17 protein-coding genes and 1 riboswitch are annotated in these 15,528 nt (G+C 56.7%); of the genes, 6 read left to right on the top strand and 11 right to left on the bottom strand.

Annotated elements, in window-relative coordinates:
- Positions 1–582 precede the first annotated feature (582 nt).
- The gene (locus N6V40_RS01300; protein ID WP_131090595.1) at positions 583–987 is read left to right on the top strand and encodes a hypothetical protein; all 405 of its coding nucleotides are present in this window, start codon (positions 583–585) and stop codon (positions 985–987) included.
- A 114-nt stretch (positions 988–1,101) separates the two neighbouring features.
- Entirely contained in the window at positions 1,102–1,533 is a 432-nt protein-coding gene (locus N6V40_RS01295; RefSeq protein WP_131090594.1) for an SRPBCC family protein, read from the top strand.
- Between the two features lie 23 nt (positions 1,534–1,556).
- On the opposite strand, the gene N6V40_RS01290 is transcribed toward N6V40_RS01295, so the two are convergent.
- The 10 genes from N6V40_RS01290 to N6V40_RS01250 all read right to left on the bottom strand — a co-directional run bounded on the left by N6V40_RS01290 (position 1,557) and on the right by N6V40_RS01250 (position 11,845).
- Positions 1,557–2,153, bottom strand: a complete 597-nt coding sequence (locus N6V40_RS01290; protein ID WP_165477395.1) for a polysaccharide deacetylase family protein — start codon at positions 2,151–2,153, stop codon at positions 1,557–1,559.
- Between the two features lie 286 nt (positions 2,154–2,439).
- On the bottom strand, positions 2,440–3,744 hold the full coding sequence (locus N6V40_RS01285) for an MFS transporter (RefSeq protein WP_131090592.1): 1,305 nt from the start codon (positions 3,742–3,744) through the stop codon (positions 2,440–2,442).
- Between the two features lie 125 nt (positions 3,745–3,869).
- A complete protein-coding gene (locus tag N6V40_RS01280) occupies positions 3,870–4,148 on the bottom strand; it encodes an HPr family phosphocarrier protein (protein ID WP_131090591.1) in 279 nt (92 codons plus the stop codon).
- Between the two features lie 52 nt (positions 4,149–4,200).
- On the bottom strand, positions 4,201–5,883 hold the full coding sequence (gene ptsP, locus N6V40_RS01275; protein WP_131090590.1) for a phosphoenolpyruvate--protein phosphotransferase: 1,683 nt from the start codon (positions 5,881–5,883) through the stop codon (positions 4,201–4,203).
- On the bottom strand, positions 5,880–7,886 hold the full coding sequence (locus N6V40_RS01270) for a PTS fructose transporter subunit IIABC (RefSeq protein ID WP_131090589.1): 2,007 nt from the start codon (positions 7,884–7,886) through the stop codon (positions 5,880–5,882). The genes ptsP and N6V40_RS01270 overlap by 4 nt, the downstream gene beginning before the upstream one ends.
- Positions 7,879–8,268, bottom strand: coding sequence for a PfkB family carbohydrate kinase (locus tag N6V40_RS17205; RefSeq protein ID WP_315973745.1), 390 nt, complete (start codon positions 8,266–8,268; stop codon positions 7,879–7,881). Before N6V40_RS17205 ends, N6V40_RS01270 begins: the two co-directional genes overlap by 8 nt.
- A gap of 32 nt (positions 8,269–8,300) precedes the next feature.
- Positions 8,301–8,861, bottom strand: a complete 561-nt coding sequence (locus tag N6V40_RS17200; RefSeq protein WP_315973744.1) for a 1-phosphofructokinase family hexose kinase — start codon at positions 8,859–8,861, stop codon at positions 8,301–8,303.
- On the bottom strand, positions 8,858–9,634 hold the full coding sequence (locus tag N6V40_RS01260) for a DeoR/GlpR family DNA-binding transcription regulator (RefSeq protein WP_131090587.1): 777 nt from the start codon (positions 9,632–9,634) through the stop codon (positions 8,858–8,860). Before N6V40_RS01260 ends, N6V40_RS17200 begins: the two co-directional genes overlap by 4 nt.
- Positions 9,635–9,977: 343 nt before the next feature.
- A complete protein-coding gene (locus tag N6V40_RS01255) occupies positions 9,978–10,472 on the bottom strand; it encodes a CoA-binding protein (RefSeq protein WP_131090586.1) in 495 nt (164 codons plus the stop codon).
- The gene (locus N6V40_RS01250) at positions 10,472–11,845 is read right to left on the bottom strand and encodes an O-acetylhomoserine aminocarboxypropyltransferase/cysteine synthase family protein (protein ID WP_131090585.1); all 1,374 of its coding nucleotides are present in this window, start codon (positions 11,843–11,845) and stop codon (positions 10,472–10,474) included. The genes N6V40_RS01255 and N6V40_RS01250 overlap by 1 nt, the downstream gene beginning before the upstream one ends.
- A 118-nt stretch (positions 11,846–11,963) precedes the next feature.
- Positions 11,964–12,058: riboswitch (SAM riboswitch) on the bottom strand.
- A gap of 111 nt (positions 12,059–12,169) precedes the next feature.
- Here N6V40_RS01250 and N6V40_RS01245 point away from each other — a divergent pair.
- From N6V40_RS01245 to N6V40_RS01235, 3 genes are all read left to right on the top strand, one after another.
- Entirely contained in the window at positions 12,170–12,730 is a 561-nt protein-coding gene (locus N6V40_RS01245) for a histidine phosphatase family protein (protein WP_131090584.1), read from the top strand.
- A gap of 95 nt (positions 12,731–12,825) precedes the next feature.
- Positions 12,826–13,323, top strand: a complete 498-nt coding sequence (locus tag N6V40_RS01240) for an RNA polymerase sigma factor (RefSeq protein ID WP_131090583.1) — start codon at positions 12,826–12,828, stop codon at positions 13,321–13,323.
- Positions 13,320–13,949 (top strand): methylated-DNA--[protein]-cysteine S-methyltransferase, encoded by a 630-nt coding sequence (locus N6V40_RS01235; protein WP_131090582.1) that lies wholly within the window; start codon positions 13,320–13,322, stop codon positions 13,947–13,949. Before N6V40_RS01240 ends, N6V40_RS01235 begins: the two co-directional genes overlap by 4 nt.
- Positions 13,950–14,132: 183 nt before the next feature.
- Here N6V40_RS01235 and N6V40_RS01230 read toward each other — a convergent pair whose 3' ends face one another.
- The gene (locus N6V40_RS01230; protein WP_262198646.1) at positions 14,133–14,798 is read right to left on the bottom strand and encodes a shikimate dehydrogenase family protein; all 666 of its coding nucleotides are present in this window, start codon (positions 14,796–14,798) and stop codon (positions 14,133–14,135) included.
- 174 nt (positions 14,799–14,972) lie between these two features.
- Here N6V40_RS01230 and N6V40_RS01225 point away from each other — a divergent pair, with 174 nt between their 5' ends.
- Positions 14,973–15,509 (top strand): MFS transporter, encoded by a 537-nt coding sequence (locus N6V40_RS01225; protein ID WP_262198645.1) that lies wholly within the window; start codon positions 14,973–14,975, stop codon positions 15,507–15,509.
- Positions 15,510–15,528 lie beyond the last annotated feature (19 nt).

Genomic DNA, 15,528 nt, shown 5'->3' with positions numbered 1-15,528 from the left:
GGTTCCGCAGCGAAGCTCAAAGCACACAGATAATTCCAGCGGGTACCGTTTATGCGGTACCCGCTGGATGCCTTAAGTGGCACAGTAATTAGATGAAGTTTGCCAGCAAGAACTTGCAATAGCGGAACATAGAGACCTGAATGATCCTCTGATTGATAGCCTCATGCGCCCTTGAAACCCTGACGCGTATCGATATCGTGGTCCAATAGATCCCGGCGATACGGCAGCTTTGCAATTGCTCGGCCAGGTTAGTGCGGCGCTACTTGGCAACGTTGCCCCCACAGTGGCCCCAGCATCAGAGCCAGAAAAGCCGCAGCGCACCGAACAACCTGACTTTGATTGGGATGCAGTAAGACCTTGATGGCTCGCGCGGTGGCTGGTGAGCACCTCAGTTAAATTTGAGGGCTTCGCCCTGTCCCGCCCGAATCTTGGGAGGGTTGTATTTCATCGGATTGCATTTGGTGCTCGGATTCATTGCTTTCGCCGCGGCGCTTTGCTCAATTGCAAATATCACAATCCATCTGTGCTTTCTGTCTTGGCATGCTCGCCTTGAAGAAATAAGATGAATTGCTACCGAACTACGTGAAGCAAACCCCCGACCACGAGGTGGATAAACAGATGGCGATGATGAGCGAAGAGCTCATTGAGCAGTGGGCTGATGCAACTGCTGAAATCTACAATGAGTCCTTGACCGGCATCAATCTGAGCCGTCTGCCCGAGGCAGTGGCTCAGTACGTGGACCTATTCGCACGCAGTGAGAATCTGACGTTTAACGAAAGCTCCAACCCAACAGACTACTTTGAACATCATCCGTTCACGGCGGTGAGCGCAGTGCTCAACAGCCCCGAAGCCCTTGAGGTTTTGGACGATGATGCGCAGGACGCGCTGGATGCGATGTCTGACTTTACCGAAGCCTGGTATCACTTCGACCTTGAGCAGGAACCGGAGTTGGGTATTTCCGAGGCAGACGTTGACGAAGACTGGTAAACACCAGTAATTACGTACGCCGGCATCACGCAGAATCTGCATGATGCCGGCTTTGTCATATCCAAAGCCCTGATTGCTATTCCCAAAGAGCGCCGAGAGTGCAACGATGCGTGTATGAGCCAGTTCAGTGTTTTTGAGAGCACCGTTCTCATTCATCTTCCGGTGCACCGAGTCTGGGAATTGCTGACCGATTGGGCAGCTGCTCCCTTGTGGATCCATGGAATTGGTTCCATGCATTCCGATGATCCAGAACTAAAGGTTGGCACCAGCCTGGTCTATCGGGTCGCCGGCCATGAACGGGTTTATCACGTCCATGAACTCATCGAAAACCGATTGCTGATTCTGCATACTTCAGAAAACCCAGATGGACTGTCCTATCGGTACGACTTGAAGGACGACGCAGGGTACACCGAAGTGGTGTTGCAGGTGGCAATCATTAATCCTGATCTAAGCGTTGAACAATGTGAAGAACTTGCCACGAACGTTCGCGAAAGCGAGGGGGACAAGTTGGATCAATTGCGCCTCTACGCCGAGCAAGCTCCGTAGGCCTTTGGCTTTAAGTAGAGCTGTTAGCGTTGCACCCCAGCATGAGGTGCAAAGGAATAGGCAACAGAGTTTTGCAGTTTGCCGTCCAACAACTGATCTACGGTAACCGGGGTATAGCCCTGAGCCTTTAGCCTTGAGATCAATTCTGGAACGGCTTTCACGGTAGTGGCGTGCACGTCATGCATGAGGATGATTGATCCGGGCTGGACATTATCCATGGCGATGCTCATTGTCTGTTGTGGATCATGATGTCGACCGTCACGAGTATTGATATCCCACAGCACCAGCGGCAGCGGGATCAACTTGTCAATGGCAGGATTGTGGCGTCCCATCGGTGGTCTGAAGACTGACGGTTTGTCTCCGGTTATCTTCTCGATAGCTGTGCTGGTCCAAGCAACTTTTTGCTTGATTTGTTTATCGCTCAGCGTGGTGAGATCTGAATGGTCCCATGTGTGGTTGCCCAGCTGATGCCCCGCGTTGGCCATACGTTGTACTGTCTTTGGATACTTCTGAACTTGCCTACCGATCAAGAAAAACGTGGCTGGAGTATCAGATTTATCCAATTCATCAAGCAGGCTATTGGTGGACCGTCCCGGACCATCATCAAAAGTTAGTGCCACGCATTTATCCACGGCGCAATCGACTGGCTGACGTTGGTATTGCTCTGAAGCCTGCGGTGGTGCCGGGGCATCGGGCGGAGAAGTGCAGGCAGAAACTGAGCACACCAAAGCCAGTAGCGTGAGATACCGCAGAGGCAAGACAAAAAATCGTCGGCGCATCCTTCTAGTTTTGTAGCTGAGCACTGGTTTGGTGCAGAACGCCACAGTGAATGAGTCGAAAATTTCGCTGCTTTTTAGCAAACGTTGGGCACGGCCGTACGGCCGTGCCCAGGGTGAAATACGGAAACTACCGGAGCTCACCTTCGGCCACCGACGCTGGCTCATCAATCAGTGGATGCTCCACTTCGTCGCGAGCAAATTTTCCGGCCCACCACGCGATGGCGCCAAATACTGGTGACGCAAGGCCGGCAATGATGAAGATCGACTGCAGGCTCAGAACGTGGGTCAGCGGCCCCGCGACCGCCATGGATAGCGGCATCAAGGCAAGTGAAACGAAAAAGTCCAGACTGGAGATTCGTCCCAACAAGTGACTGGGCACCCTGCGTTGTAGCAATGTTCCCCAAATGACCATGCCCACGGCATCGGTGATGCCGAATGCCAGCAGGATGGCACAGAGCATCCAAGCTTGTTCAACATAGCCCACCAGAGCTAAAGGCAAAGTACCAAGGCACCAGCAAGCAGTCATGAGGCTCAAGTAGCGACGCGGGAATTTTGCCGAGGCAATCAGTAGTGAACCTACCGCGGAGCCGACGCCGAAGAAGGCGAGCGCAAAACTAAAGAGTTTTGCATCGCCATGCAGGTGATCACTGACGATAAACGGCAACAGCACTTCGAAGGGGCCGATAAAGGTGAATACGGAGATCACCGAAAACAGCAAGGTCCATAGCAGCCAGCGGGTGCGTACCGTATAGCCAACGCCCTCACGCAGTTGGCGGATGATCCCAGGCTTCGCCTGGCCTGCTTCCAGTGCTATCGCGTTGTAGGCGTCCTTTTTCGGAATCCTGCGCAGCATCATCAAAGCGAGCAAATGCACCAGCGCGACACCGATGATGGCGTGAGCTGGCGACAAAGCGGCCACCATGAAACCGGCGGTCATTGGGCCCAGAGCGGTATGCACCACGGGGCGGATGGTTCCTTCGAGGCCGTTGGCAGCCAGGAGCTGGTCTGCTGGCAACATCTTGGGCAACAACGCGGAGTAGGCCGGGTAGAAAAATGCTGAACCGGCACCCACAAAAAAGCCCGCCAGCATCAGGTGCCACAATTCCAACGCACCGCTGATGGCGAGCACCGCGGTGAGGGTCATCAATACGAAGGAAAAGCTCTCCACCAGCACAACAATGCGCCGGCAGGAATGCCGGTCCGCCATGATGCCGCCAAAGAGGACAAAGCACAGCAGACCTACGGCGTTGACAGTGGCGACCATGGACAGTTCCACCGGCCCGCCGTCTAAGCGGCGCACCTGATAGACCATGGCCACGGTCCACATGCCAGCGGCAAAGGTAGATAAAACAAGGGCGCTGGCCAGCAAGGCATAGTCGCGGATGGCGAAGGGCTTGATGAGGCGCAGTGCGGAGGTTTTGAGCGCGCTCATTGGTACTCCTGCGTTAGTGCGTAAGTCTCATCATCCGCTAAGTGATTGAATTTTGTCAATCGGTATTTTGGGCATAAAAACGGGGAACAGGCCATGGCCTGTTCCCCGGATCTATTCAGCTGAAATTACTCAGCGTCGTGGTCGGTCTCCAAGATGGTGACCAGCTGATCAAGAGCAGCTTCTGCGCCTTCGCCTTCGGCACGCAGCACAACGCTGGTTCCGTGCTCGGCACCAAGGCCCATCAGCGAAAGGATGCTTGAAGCGTCCATTGCCTCATCTGCTGGTTCGCCTTCCAGAGCGATGGTGACCTCTACTGGAAGTTCTGCTGCAGCTTCAGCAAAAATAGCTGCTGGGCGTGCGTGCAGGCCGACGCGGCTGCCGATGATTGCGGTACGTTCTGCCATGATGGCTCCTTCAGGATCAGTTGAAAGGTTGTTTAGGATAAATTCTAGTGGCCTACAGGCCGAAGCGGTCCAGTTCGCTCAGCTCGGCGCGTACTGCGCTACGAGCCAACTCGGCAGACGGTGCATCCAGAGCCAACTTGGCCAGGCGCTGCGCCTTGGCAAAGTCCACGGTACGCAATACGGCCGAAACTGGAGCCAAAGCGCGCTTGTTCATGGACAGGGTGGTGACACCCAAACCAACCAGTACTACCGCCAAGGCAGGATCCGCAGCAGCTTCACCACACACGCCCACTGACTTGTCACCGGCGCTGTGTGCACCTGCGGTAGTTGCAGCAACCATATGCAGCACTGCTGGCTGCCAAGGATCGTTCAGATCCGCAAGGGTGCCTAGCTGACGGTCTGCAGCCATGGTGTACTGAGTCAGGTCATTGGTGCCAATGGAAACAAAGTCACAACGCTGCAGGATCTGGCCCGCCAGCACTGCAGCTGAGGGGACCTCAATCATGGTGCCGGCGATGGCCAAGCCAGTGGCCTTCGCCATGGTGGCGAAGTCTTGCGCTTCAGCTGGAGTGGAGATCATCGGAGCCATCACCCAAACATCAGCCTCATGCTCGCTGGCAGCTTGGGCAATAGCCTTCAGCTGACGCTCGAGCACACCTGGGCTGGTCAAGTCGGTGCGGTAGCCGCGCACACCCAGTGCCGGGTTTGGCTCACTGGAATCGGTCAAGAATGGCAATGGCTTATCCGCTCCTGCATCCAGGGTGCGAACCACTACCTTCTTGTGTGGAAAGGCAGCAAAGACTGCACCATAGGCAGAAACCTGCTCTTCATGGGTAGGCTCTTTTTCCTTGCCCAAGAAGCAGAACTCGGTGCGCAACAGGCCAACACCTTCGGCACCTGCGCTCGCAGCTAGCTGTGCGTCGCCGCCGCTACCCACGTTGGAGAGCAACGGAACACGGTAACCATCGGCGAGTTCTCCGGTGCCGGAGAAATCTGGCAGGACCTCGCGGTTAGCGTAGGTGGAGGCCAGGTGCTCTTCGGCTTCCGTCGGATCGGTGATGACCTGTCCATCGATGCCGTCGACAAAGACGTAGTCACCGTCGGCCAGCTCAATGGTTTCCGGTGCGGCAACAATGGCCGGCAGGCCCAGCGAGCGGGCGATAATCGCGGTGTGTGACTGCGGTCCCCCATCGGAGGTGACCAAAGCCAGCACCTTAGCTGGATCCAGGGTCGCGGTGTCAGCAGGTGCCAAATCCACGGCAGCAAGGATAAATGGTTCATTCGAGTCCGGGATGCCTGGGGCAGGCACTCCGCGCAGTTCGGCAACAATGCGGGCGCGAACGTCCAACACGTCGCCAGCACGTTCGGCCATGTAGCCGCCCAGCGCGGTCAGCTGGGTGGCTACCGCGTCGGCAGCTTCCCAGATGGCCGACTCGGCGCACGTTCCACCAGCAACCAGCTTGGTCGCCGACTTGATCAGCGAGCGGTCGCTAGCCATCAACGCGGTGGCCTTCAGCACGGCCTGAGCGTCCCCGGTAGCCAGTGTTGCGCGCTCCTTGAGCCCGGTTGCAACCGCCTTGGAGGCATCAGCCAGGCGCTGAGTTTCTTCTTCAGCGCTGACACCCTGAGGCAGTGGTGCACCGTCGGCCGGTGCGAGGATTGGTTCAGGCATGCGACGTACGCGTCCAATGACGCGTCCGGCGCTGACGCCTACTCCAGTGTATTTCTTGCTCATGCTGCGACCTTTGCCGGCTCAGCGGCTCCAACTGGAGCCTTGCGTACGTACTTCTTCAAAACTATAACCAGTACTGCTGAGATTACCGCACCGATCAAGGTAGCCAACAGGAATAGTGGCCAGGTGTTATTCATAGCGAAGAAGACGAAGATACCACCGTGTGGTGCCTGGCTGATGACGTTGAAGGTCATGATCAGCGAACCGGTTACACCAGCACCAACCATGGAGGCTGGGATCACGCGCAGTGGGTCGGTGGCAGCAAAAGGAATGGCACCTTCAGAGATGAAGGCTGCACCTAGCAACCAGGCGGCCTTACCGTTTTCACGTTCGCCTTCGCTGAACAGCTTCGGCTGGACGGTCGTGGCCAAAGCCAGGGCCAGAGGTGGAACCATGCCGGCAGCCATAACGGCGGCCATGATCATCATTGGTGCAGGGTTATCTGCCAGTGAAGCGGTGCCCAGACCGGCTACTGCGAAGGAGTAGGCCACCTTGTTCACTGGCCCGCCAAGATCTACGGCCATCATCAGACCAAGAATCAGACCAAGCACTGCTGCAGCGGTACCGGACATGCCCGAGAGCCAGCTATTCAAAGCTTCGGTCAGCTTAGCGATAGGGCCACCAAGGAACAGGAACATCAGACCCGAGGCAATAATCGAACCCAACAGTGGGGTGATCACTACCGGCATCAAACCGCGCATCCAGCGTGGCACGTTCCAGGAGCCGATCCAGCGGCAGGCCAGACCTGCGATCAAACCACCGACGATACCGCCGATGAAGCCTGCGCCCATGAAGCCTGCCACCGCACCTGCGGTGAAGCCTGGGGCGATACCCGGACGGTCAGCGTAGGCGTACGCAATGTAGCCGGCTAGCGCGGGGACCAGGAAGCCCATGGAGAGGCTACCGATCTTGAACGCCACTGCACCGATGTAGGACATGAAGCCAGCATCAGGCAGGTTGAACAGGGTGTTCTCGGTCAGGTACTTGTCTGCAACGCCGGTGATGTCGTAACCGCCGAACAGGAAGCCCAAGGCGATCAGCAAACCGCCACCGGCGACAAAAGGAATCATGTAGGAGACACCGGTCAGCAGCGCACGCTTCAGGCCAGCGCCGAAGGACTCATTGTCCTTGTTCTCTTCGGTGCTGGTGGCAGCACCGGCAGGAACACGGCGGGCCGATGGATCCTCGGAAGCAGCAATGGCGTCGTTGATCAGCTTTTCTGGCTCATCAATACCGCGCTTGACTGGAACCTGGATCACTGGCTTGCCAGCGAAGCGTGAACGGTCACGCACGTCAACGTCCACCGCAAAAATTACCGCGTCAGCGGCGGCAATGACGGCTGGATCTAGTGGGGTGGAACCCGAGGAACCCTGGGTTTCTACGGCGAAGTCCACGCCCATTTCCTCGGCGGTCTGTGCCAAGGAATCGGCGGCCATGTAGGTGTGCGCAATACCGGTAGGACAAGCGGTCACAGCAACGATGGACTTCTTCTTTGGTGCATCACTAGCTACGGCAGCCGCTGGTGCAGCCGGCGCAGCAGCAGCTGGAGCTGGGGCATCTGAGGTCACAGCGCGAACCAGTTCCACAATTTCAGCTGGGCTGGTTGCTTCACGCAAGGAGGCGGTGAAGGACTTCTTCACCAGTGCGCGAGCGAGCTTGGACAGCAACTTCAGGTGCGCCTGGTCGGCGCCATCTGGGGCAGCAATGAAGAACACCAGGTCAGCTTCGCCGTCCTTGGCACCGAAGTTGACCTTCGGGTTCAGCCGGGCCATGGCCAAGGTTGGCTCGGTCACCGCGGCGGAGCGGCAGTGCGGAATAGCGATGCCGCCGGGAACACCGGTAGCGGTTTTGGCTTCGCGAGCCTTACCGTCGGCAGCCAGCGAGGCTGCGTCGGTGGCGCGGCCCTGGTTGGCAACCAGCAACGCCAGCTGATCGATGACTTCCGTGGTGCTACTGCCGAGGTCGGCATCGAGCAACACGAGCTCTTCTGTGATTAGTTCACTCATGACTCGGTTCCTTGGGTTGAAAAAGTTCGTTGACACTGACCGCGTCAACGGTGAGATCTGCTTGGGTGGGGATGCTGGACCCGGGCAACTGTGTGGCAGCAGCCCCGTAGGCCACTGCGTTTTTCAGTCGATCCGGGGCGCTGGCCCCGGCAACATCTGCCAATAGGTAGCCGGCCAGCGAGGAATCGCCGGCTCCGACGGTACTGCGTGGGGTGATCGGGGTATGCGATCCGTACCATACTCCCTGCTTGGTCACCAGCAGTGCACCCTTGGAGCCTAGGGTGGCCAAAACTGCGCCGATCCCCTTCTCCAGTAGTTTGGTGGCGCACTCGGTAGCTAGTTGCGTGGAGCCTTCCAGTGCTTCTTCATCGCAGTCGCCCACTAATTCAGCCAGCTCTTCAGCGTTGGGCTTGATTAGATCCGGGATGTGCTGCTCAGAGTGCGCAAAAGTTCGATCAGCGGAGCACCGGAGGTATCCACTGCGATCTTCGGGCACTTTTCACCCAGTGAGGCGCGAAGCTGTGCGGTGAGCTGTGCGTAGAAGTCGGCGGGGACTCCCGGCGGCAGCGAACCGGCCAAGACCAGCCACTGTGCACCGGCTGCGGCGTCGGCCACCAACTGGCTGAGTGCCTCAAGTTGTGCGGCGTCCAGTGTCGGGCCCGGCTCGTTGATCTTGGTGGTGGTGCCATCAGGATCGGTCAGGGTGATATTGGTGCGCAGTGGTTCGTCGATAGACAAGCTACGGTGCGCCAGCTGATCAAGAGCCAGTGCGGTGATCAATGGATCGGTGCTCGCCCCGGGCAACACGGCCAGGGTCTGAACACCGGCTGCGGCAATGGCGCGCGAAACGTTAACACCTTTACCAGCGGCTTGCACGTGGCTTGCCTTGGCGCGCTGCACGGACCCGTGGGACAGTGGCTCACCAAGTTCAATGGTCTTATCCAGTGCCGGGTTGACGGTCAGGGTCACAATCATGCGATCACCACTTCTACGTCAGCAGCGTCCAAGGTGGCGGCGAGTTCATCGCCGGGCTGCTGGTCAGTGACCAGAGTGTCGATGGAATCCAGGCCGGCAAAGCAGACCAGGGTTTCCTGATCAAACTTGGAGCTGTCGGCCAAGAGAACCACGCGGCGGGCACTGGCTACCAAGGCACGCTTGACGGCTGCTTCCAGTGGATCTGGGGTGCTCAGCCCGAAGCTGGCGTGCAGACCGTTGGTGCCAACAAAGGCGATGTCTGCGCGGTGACGGGAGTATTCTTCGACGGTCTGTGCTCCGGAGGTGGCACCGGTGAGTCCACGTACGCGGCCACCGATCAGTTCCAGGATGACACTTGGGCTCTGGACCAGTACCGAGGCGATGGGCAAAGCGTGGGTGATGACCACCAGTCCGGCGCTTGCGTTGGTGCGCAGCATGCGTTCGGCGAGGAATTCGGTGGTCGTTCCGGCATCAATGATGACCGAGGCATCCGAGACTGGCAGCAGGCTCAAGGCGCGCTGCGCAATCCGAGATTTGGCGTCTGCGTGAATTGCGGTGCGCACTAGGTGGCTTTCTTCGCGAGTGCTGGCTTCAGTGATGGTCACTGCTCCGCCGTGGACACGGCGTAAGAAGTTCTCTGATTCCAGTTGGGCCAGGTCGCGGCGCACCGTTTCCCGGGTGATATCAAAGCGTTCGGCGAGCTGAGCGACGGAGACTTTTCCGTCCTTCTCAAGCTGCTCGACGATCAGCCGGTGTCGTTCTTCGGCGAACATTTATTGCCTCCGCAATTCTTCATGACATGCACCACATGAATCTGTGTTTCCATGACTTTATGCCCGAATGAGTGGGAACGTCAAGTGAACTGTGAGGGAAAATTAACCATTCGGACATCTGAAGGTGGTTATAGTTGGCATTTTGCCGAGTGGGGAGCCAGTTGCCCGAAAAAATCGGTCTTAAAACTTTGATCTGCACGGGTCTTGGTGGGCACGTTTACCTCGTGAGTTCTAGAACCTAGGACCAGAAAAATCTGGGTATGCTGAACCGCAATAGACAGCTAACGCCGCTGGCGGGCAACCAAAAGGTTGCCCGCCAGCGGCGTTAGCTGATCAGGACTGTTTACGCGAGAACCTGACGCTTCGAAGAAATTACACCGGTATTAAAGCCGGCCAAGCGCAGTCCGCCATGGAAACGCGCGTGCTCAATCTTCACGCAGCGATCCATTACTACGTTCATGCCGGCCGCTTCGGCCCGGCGGGCCACGTCTTCATGCCATGAACCTAACTGGAGCCACAGGGTCTTTGCGCCAACGGCCAATGCCTCATCTAAAACTGACGGCATGTCATCGTGCTTGCGGAAGACCTCCACCAGATCTGGAGTCTCTGGCAGATCTGCCAGCGACTTGTAGACCGGCTGGCCCAGGATCTCATCGAGTACCGGGTTGATGAAGTACACCTTGTACTTAGACGAAGAAAGTAAATAGGTCGCCACGAAGTAGCTGGCCCGTGAAGGCTTATTGGATGCGCCAACAATGGCAACGGTCTTGGTATCGCGCAGGATGGTCAGGCGCTGCGCAGCTCCCGGACCTTCCCAGGTGCGTTCGGTGGTGCTCATTAGTTAGCTCCCTTCGGTGCTGCGTTAATGGTGCAAGCCGCACCATCATAGGTCGGTTCTGCAAAATCATCGGCGGAAGAAGCGACTGCTTCTTGCGAAGCGGTTAATGCCTGATCCAGATCCCAGAGGATGTCTTCAACATCTTCTAGGCCCACCGATAAACGGATCAGATCTTCAGGAACGCCGGCCGCATTCAATTGCTCTGGGCTCAACTGCTGGTGCGTGGTGGAGGCAGGGTGCAGCACCAAGGTGCGGGCATCGCCGATATTGGCAAGGTGGCTTGCCAGCTGCAAGGCCTCGATGAACTTGGTGCCGGCTTTGCGTCCGCCTTTCACGCCGAAGCTGAACACTGAACCCACTCCCATGGGCAACAGTTCCTTGGCGTGAGCAAACTGCGGGTGGGATTCCAGACCGGCGTAGTTCACGTAGGTAACGCGGGGATCTGCTTCGAGCCAAGCAGCAACCTGCTTGGCGTTGGCCAAGTGGTTGTCCATGCGCTGTGGCAAAGTTTCTAGGCCCTGCAAAAGCTGGAAAGCTGACTGGGCCGGCAGTGCCGGGCCGAAGTCGCGCAGCTGCTCGCTGCGCAGTTTGGTCAGGAACCCGTATTCACCGAAGTTGGCCCACCAGGAAACATTGCCGTAGCTGGCCACCGGTTCGGTCATGGCAGGGAACTTGCCGTTGCCCCAGTCGAACTTTCCGGACTCAATAACAACGCCACCCAGGGTGGTGCCGTGGCCGCCAATGAACTTGGTTGCCGAATGGATGACAATATCGGCACCGTGCTCAAGGGGACGCAGGATGTATGGGGGAGTAAGCGTGGAATCAACTACCAGTGGGATTTGGTGGCGGTGTGCCACTTCGGCCAAGCCCTTCACATCGGCAATGTCACCGGATGGGTTGGCTATCACCTCGGTATATACGGCCTTGGTGTTCTCCTGGATCGCGGCGTCAAAGTCGGCTGGATCATTGGAATCAATGAAGGTGGTGTTAATGCCAAATCGACGCAAGGAAACATCCAGCTGGGTGATGGTGCCACCGTAGAGCTTGGAGGAAGCGACAATGTGGTCGCCAGCTTGGGCGAGAGCTGCGAAGGTGACAAATTCGGCAGCCATGCCAGAACCGGTAGCTACTGCGCCGATGCCACCTTCCAAGGAGGCCATGCGTTCTTCAAAGGCCGCGACGGTTGGGTTGCCAATACGTGAGTAGGTAGTGCCGTACTTCTGCAGCGCAAAAAGGTTCGCTGCATCGTCGGTGTCTTTAAAGACAAATGAAGTGCTTTGGTAAATGGGTACTGCTCGGGCGCCGTGCTCGGCGTCGGGGGTGCCACCGGCGTGCAATGCGCGGGTGCGGAATCCAAATTTATGATCTGCCATGATGGCTTACGACTCCTTGTCGATTGGGTTTTCGCGTTTCACCGCTCAGCGGTGGTGCGATCGAGGCAGGAATCCCGGAATCAATGTCGCTTCTTGTTGTGATTAAACAAGAAAAGCGGCTGCATCGTTTCTGGCGGTAGCACCGTAACCACCGGATGTGGCAGGTTGCTGCGGCTTCATCGAACCAGATCTCTCAGCCGCTCGGGATGGTGTAATAATCTTCGCAACATGACCGATCGTGACCTAACTATGAGTCGTAACGTTGCGTATTAGACGTAATATCGGAGATTCTTCGATATCTATGCACCCCGGTACGCTTGAGTCATGGATACTGCGTTGGCGTTGATCAGACACGGACTGACAGATTGGAATCTGGCGGGACGCCTCCAAGGCCGTACCGACATTCCGCTGAACGACATCGGACGCGAACAAGCCCGCGAAGTTGGACGTGAACTTCAAGGCGCCGGATGGTCACTTTTCCTTGCCTCCCGGTTGGGGCGTGCGCAGGAAACTGCTGCCCTCATTGCCCAGGAAGCGGGAGCGGAAGTAGGCCCACCTGTACCTGAACTAATTGAACGTAGCTTCGGGCCTTTAGAAGGCCGGATCATGGCTGAGGTCAGTGACGAAGAATCGGCAGCAGCCCAGCCTGAGCTGGAACCAATTGAGCAGATCCTACGCCGTGCCATTCCAGCTTTGCTTCACTTAACGGTCAAGTACGCCGGACAGAAGATTGCGGTGGTGAGCCACGGAGCGACAATGCGCGTGATCCGTGATGCACTGACCGGGATTAAGGCACCGTACGGAGTAGAAAACGGTGAACTGATCCACATTGATCTGGATCGGCTCCAGGCCTTAGCCCGCGAACTAGATCTGGTCTCCCTCTAAAGCTGAAAAGTTTTTCCTTTGACCTGCTCACACTTTTGCCGCGCACAACGTTTACATGGTGAAAGCCCTTAAAGGTGCCAATTCTCAGGAGAGCCATGCAAGTGCCGTTTGAGCGGATAGTCCAAGATTATGGGCTGAACGTATTACGTGTTTGCCGTGCCTTGTTGGACGAACACCGTGCCCAGGACGCATGGTCTGAGACATTTTTATCTGCACTGAGCGCCTATCCAAAACTTCCTGAAGAAGCCAATGTTCTAGCGTGGCTGGTGCGTATCGCAAGAAATAAGGCTATTGACGAGCTGCGCAAGAATAAGCCAGAAATTCTCGATGATCTTCAATCCTGGGAACAGGTTGATGATGGCCAGCAATCCGAAGCGCAGCTAGAGAATCTAGTGCTGTGGCAAGAAGTCGGACGGTTGCCGCACAAGCAACGCTTGGTTGTCGCCTACAGGTACTTGGGAGGACTGAACTATGCGCAAATCGCAGACATCCTTTCTGGAACGGAAGCGGCAGCGCGTCGGGCAGGTGCTGATGGGATCAAAAATCTTCGACGAATGCTCGAGGATGACACACTGTGGCAGGAGCAGTCATGACTGATGCAACATCTACTTCCCAAGCGACCAACGAAGAAGCTGCGCTTTTGGGGCAGCTGGGCGGACAACTGATGATTAAGGCCCGTGCTAAAGACTTGATTGATGTGTCCTACCGCGTGGTTGATTCTCCGGTGGGTTCACTGCTTTTGGCCAGCACCCCGGCGGGACTGGTTCGGGTGGCTTTTGAATCTGAAGATCACGATAAAATACTGTCTTTGCTCGCTACGAAACTTAGTCCACGAATCCTCAAAGATGCCTCGCGTTTAGATGCGGTGGCCCGGCAGCTTGATGAATACTTTGCTGGTGCCCGGCACAGTTTTGATGTGCCTTTGGACTTGAAGCTCTCAACAACTTTCCGCCGCCAAGTGCAGGAAGAACTGGCTGCGATTGATTACGGACAAACCTGGAGCTATTCGCAGATGGCTGAGCGGATTGGTAATCCCAAGGCCGTTCGTGCGGTGGGTTCGGCCTGCGCGACCAACCCGATCCCCATCGTTTTACCCTGCCACCGAGTGCTGCGCACCGACGGTTCGCTGGGCGGCTATCTGGGTGGATTGGATGCAAAGACGCAGCTGCTGAAGCTAGAGAATCCTGCGTTTGGAAGTTCAGCGCAGCGATTGTTCTAGGTTCAGAAAGCTGCCTACTGATTTTCTCGAATGCCACTGAGCGATTCACGCAGTTCTGCGACGGTTTGTTCAGGAAGTTCAAGAAGCGGAACCATTGCCGCTGCCTGAAGTAAGAGATGCTCCCAACCGTCGGTATATTCAAGGCCTTGTGCGATCGCGGCCTTGATGGTTCCGGTGGTGTGCTCAGCGTAAAAAATCGTAAACGTAACTCCCCGGGGAGAGGGTTGTGGTTCCCCACGCGGCGCCGTCCTCTGGGTACTTCCCGATGGGTGTGGCATTGATGATCAGTGAAGCTTTGGTAGCAACCTGCGAAGCCGCAGACCAGTCGACGACGGTTCCGGAAATTCCCATGCGGGTTGCAAGATCTAATAGCTGCTGAGCCACTTCGATGTCTTGATCGGTGATGGTTACCTCGGTGATGTGCTCCTTGAGGGCAATCAGGGCTGCGCGTGCCGCGCCGCCTGCACCGAGGAGTAGTACGTGTTGATGGGTTTTGGTGGCTAGCTTTTCTTCCACCGCGCTGATGTCGGTGTTGTAGGCATCAAGCTGACCGTTGTTGCGGATCAGTAGGTTCGCAGCCCCGCTGAGGGCGACCTGTTCAGTGCATGTATCGGCGGCGCTGGCAGCCCATTGTTTATGGGGCATGGTCACATTGGCTGCTATGACCGTGGGATCCAAAAGACCATCACGCGTAGGCTGCATTTCACTTCCAGCAGGAACATCCCACGGTTGATAGTTCCAACCGTTTCCCAAGGCTTCGAACACTGGGTTCCAAAGATTTGGAGACATTGTGGTCGAGGCGTGAGAACCAATGATAAAAAGTTGCGTGGTCTTCTCTGGGCGGTTCATAGTTTCCTTTCGGCGTAAACGAGTGCAGCGGTCAATTGATTGCTTCATATGTCTTGTGACGCGCCTCACCTTGCTGTACTTTATTCATTGTCACATATCGCACGATAGTGCGCATACCGCACAAAAGGTTTAGTGCATGAGCGAAACATCCCCGCCGTCGTGGAAGGACAACCCATGGGTAAGACCATCACCAATACGGGAGTCAGCATTGACTCCGAACAAGAACGCAAGTTGAAACGGGCTAAAAAGGCTGCGCTCGCTGGTTTTCTTGGTGGCGCATTGGAGTACTACGACTTCTTTATCTATGCGACGGCTGCATCTTTGGTCTTCTCAAAGATTTTCTTCCCTACTGGAGATGCGACCATTGCGATGCTTGCTTCCTTCGCGACTTTTGGTGTCGCCTACATTGCCCGCCCTTTCGGTGCAGTGTTCTTCGGGCACCTTGGCGACAAGCTTGGACGTAAAGCCACTTTGGTGATGACTCTGGTGCTAATGGGCTCAGCCACCTTCCTTATTGGTGTCCTGCCCGATTTCCGTACGGTGGGATACTGGGCCCCAGCACTGTTGGTGGTCTTGCGACTGATGCAGGGTCTATCGGCCGGCGCTGAAACCGCAGGTGCTTCTGCACTATCTACGGAAGAGGCTCCGGAAGGGCGAAGAGGATTCTTCGCAAGCTTTGCCATGAGCGGGATTTCTTTGGCATCGTCCTAGCTTCGCTGGCCTTCCTGCC

This window comes from Glutamicibacter sp. M10 (assembly GCF_025452055.1).
Lineage (GTDB): Bacteria > Actinomycetota > Actinomycetes > Actinomycetales > Micrococcaceae > Glutamicibacter.
This window is presented reverse-complemented; position numbering and strand designations above follow the sequence as displayed.

Bases quoted from the DNA above. Each gene is read 5' to 3' on its own strand.
- N6V40_RS01295 (WP_131090594.1), top strand. From the start codon at position 1,102: ATGAGCCAGTTCAGTGTTTTTGAGAGCACCGTTCTCATTCATCTTCCG.
- N6V40_RS01285 (WP_131090592.1), bottom strand. From the start codon at position 3,744: ATGAGCGCGCTCAAAACCTCCGCACTGCGCCTCATCAAGCCCTTCGCC.
- N6V40_RS01280 (WP_131090591.1), bottom strand. From the start codon at position 4,148: ATGGCAGAACGTACCGCAATCATCGGCAGCCGCGTCGGCCTGCACGCA.
- ptsP (WP_131090590.1), bottom strand. From the start codon at position 5,883: ATGAGCAAGAAATACACTGGAGTAGGCGTCAGCGCCGGACGCGTCATT.
- N6V40_RS01270 (WP_131090589.1), bottom strand. From the start codon at position 7,886: ATGAGTGAACTAATCACAGAAGAGCTCGTGTTGCTCGATGCCGACCTC.
- N6V40_RS17200 (WP_315973744.1), bottom strand. From the start codon at position 8,861: ATGATTGTGACCCTGACCGTCAACCCGGCACTGGATAAGACCATTGAA.
- N6V40_RS01260 (WP_131090587.1), bottom strand. From the start codon at position 9,634: ATGTTCGCCGAAGAACGACACCGGCTGATCGTCGAGCAGCTTGAGAAG.
- N6V40_RS01255 (WP_131090586.1), bottom strand. From the start codon at position 10,472: ATGAGCACCACCGAACGCACCTGGGAAGGTCCGGGAGCTGCGCAGCGC.
- N6V40_RS01250 (WP_131090585.1), bottom strand. From the start codon at position 11,845: ATGGCAGATCATAAATTTGGATTCCGCACCCGCGCATTGCACGCCGGT.
- N6V40_RS01245 (WP_131090584.1), top strand. From the start codon at position 12,170: ATGGATACTGCGTTGGCGTTGATCAGACACGGACTGACAGATTGGAAT.
- N6V40_RS01240 (WP_131090583.1), top strand. From the start codon at position 12,826: ATGCAAGTGCCGTTTGAGCGGATAGTCCAAGATTATGGGCTGAACGTA.
- N6V40_RS01235 (WP_131090582.1), top strand. From the start codon at position 13,320: ATGACTGATGCAACATCTACTTCCCAAGCGACCAACGAAGAAGCTGCG.
- N6V40_RS01230 (WP_262198646.1), bottom strand. From the start codon at position 14,798: ATGAACCGCCCAGAGAAGACCACGCAACTTTTTATCATTGGTTCTCAC.
- N6V40_RS01225 (WP_262198645.1), top strand. From the start codon at position 14,973: ATGGGTAAGACCATCACCAATACGGGAGTCAGCATTGACTCCGAACAA.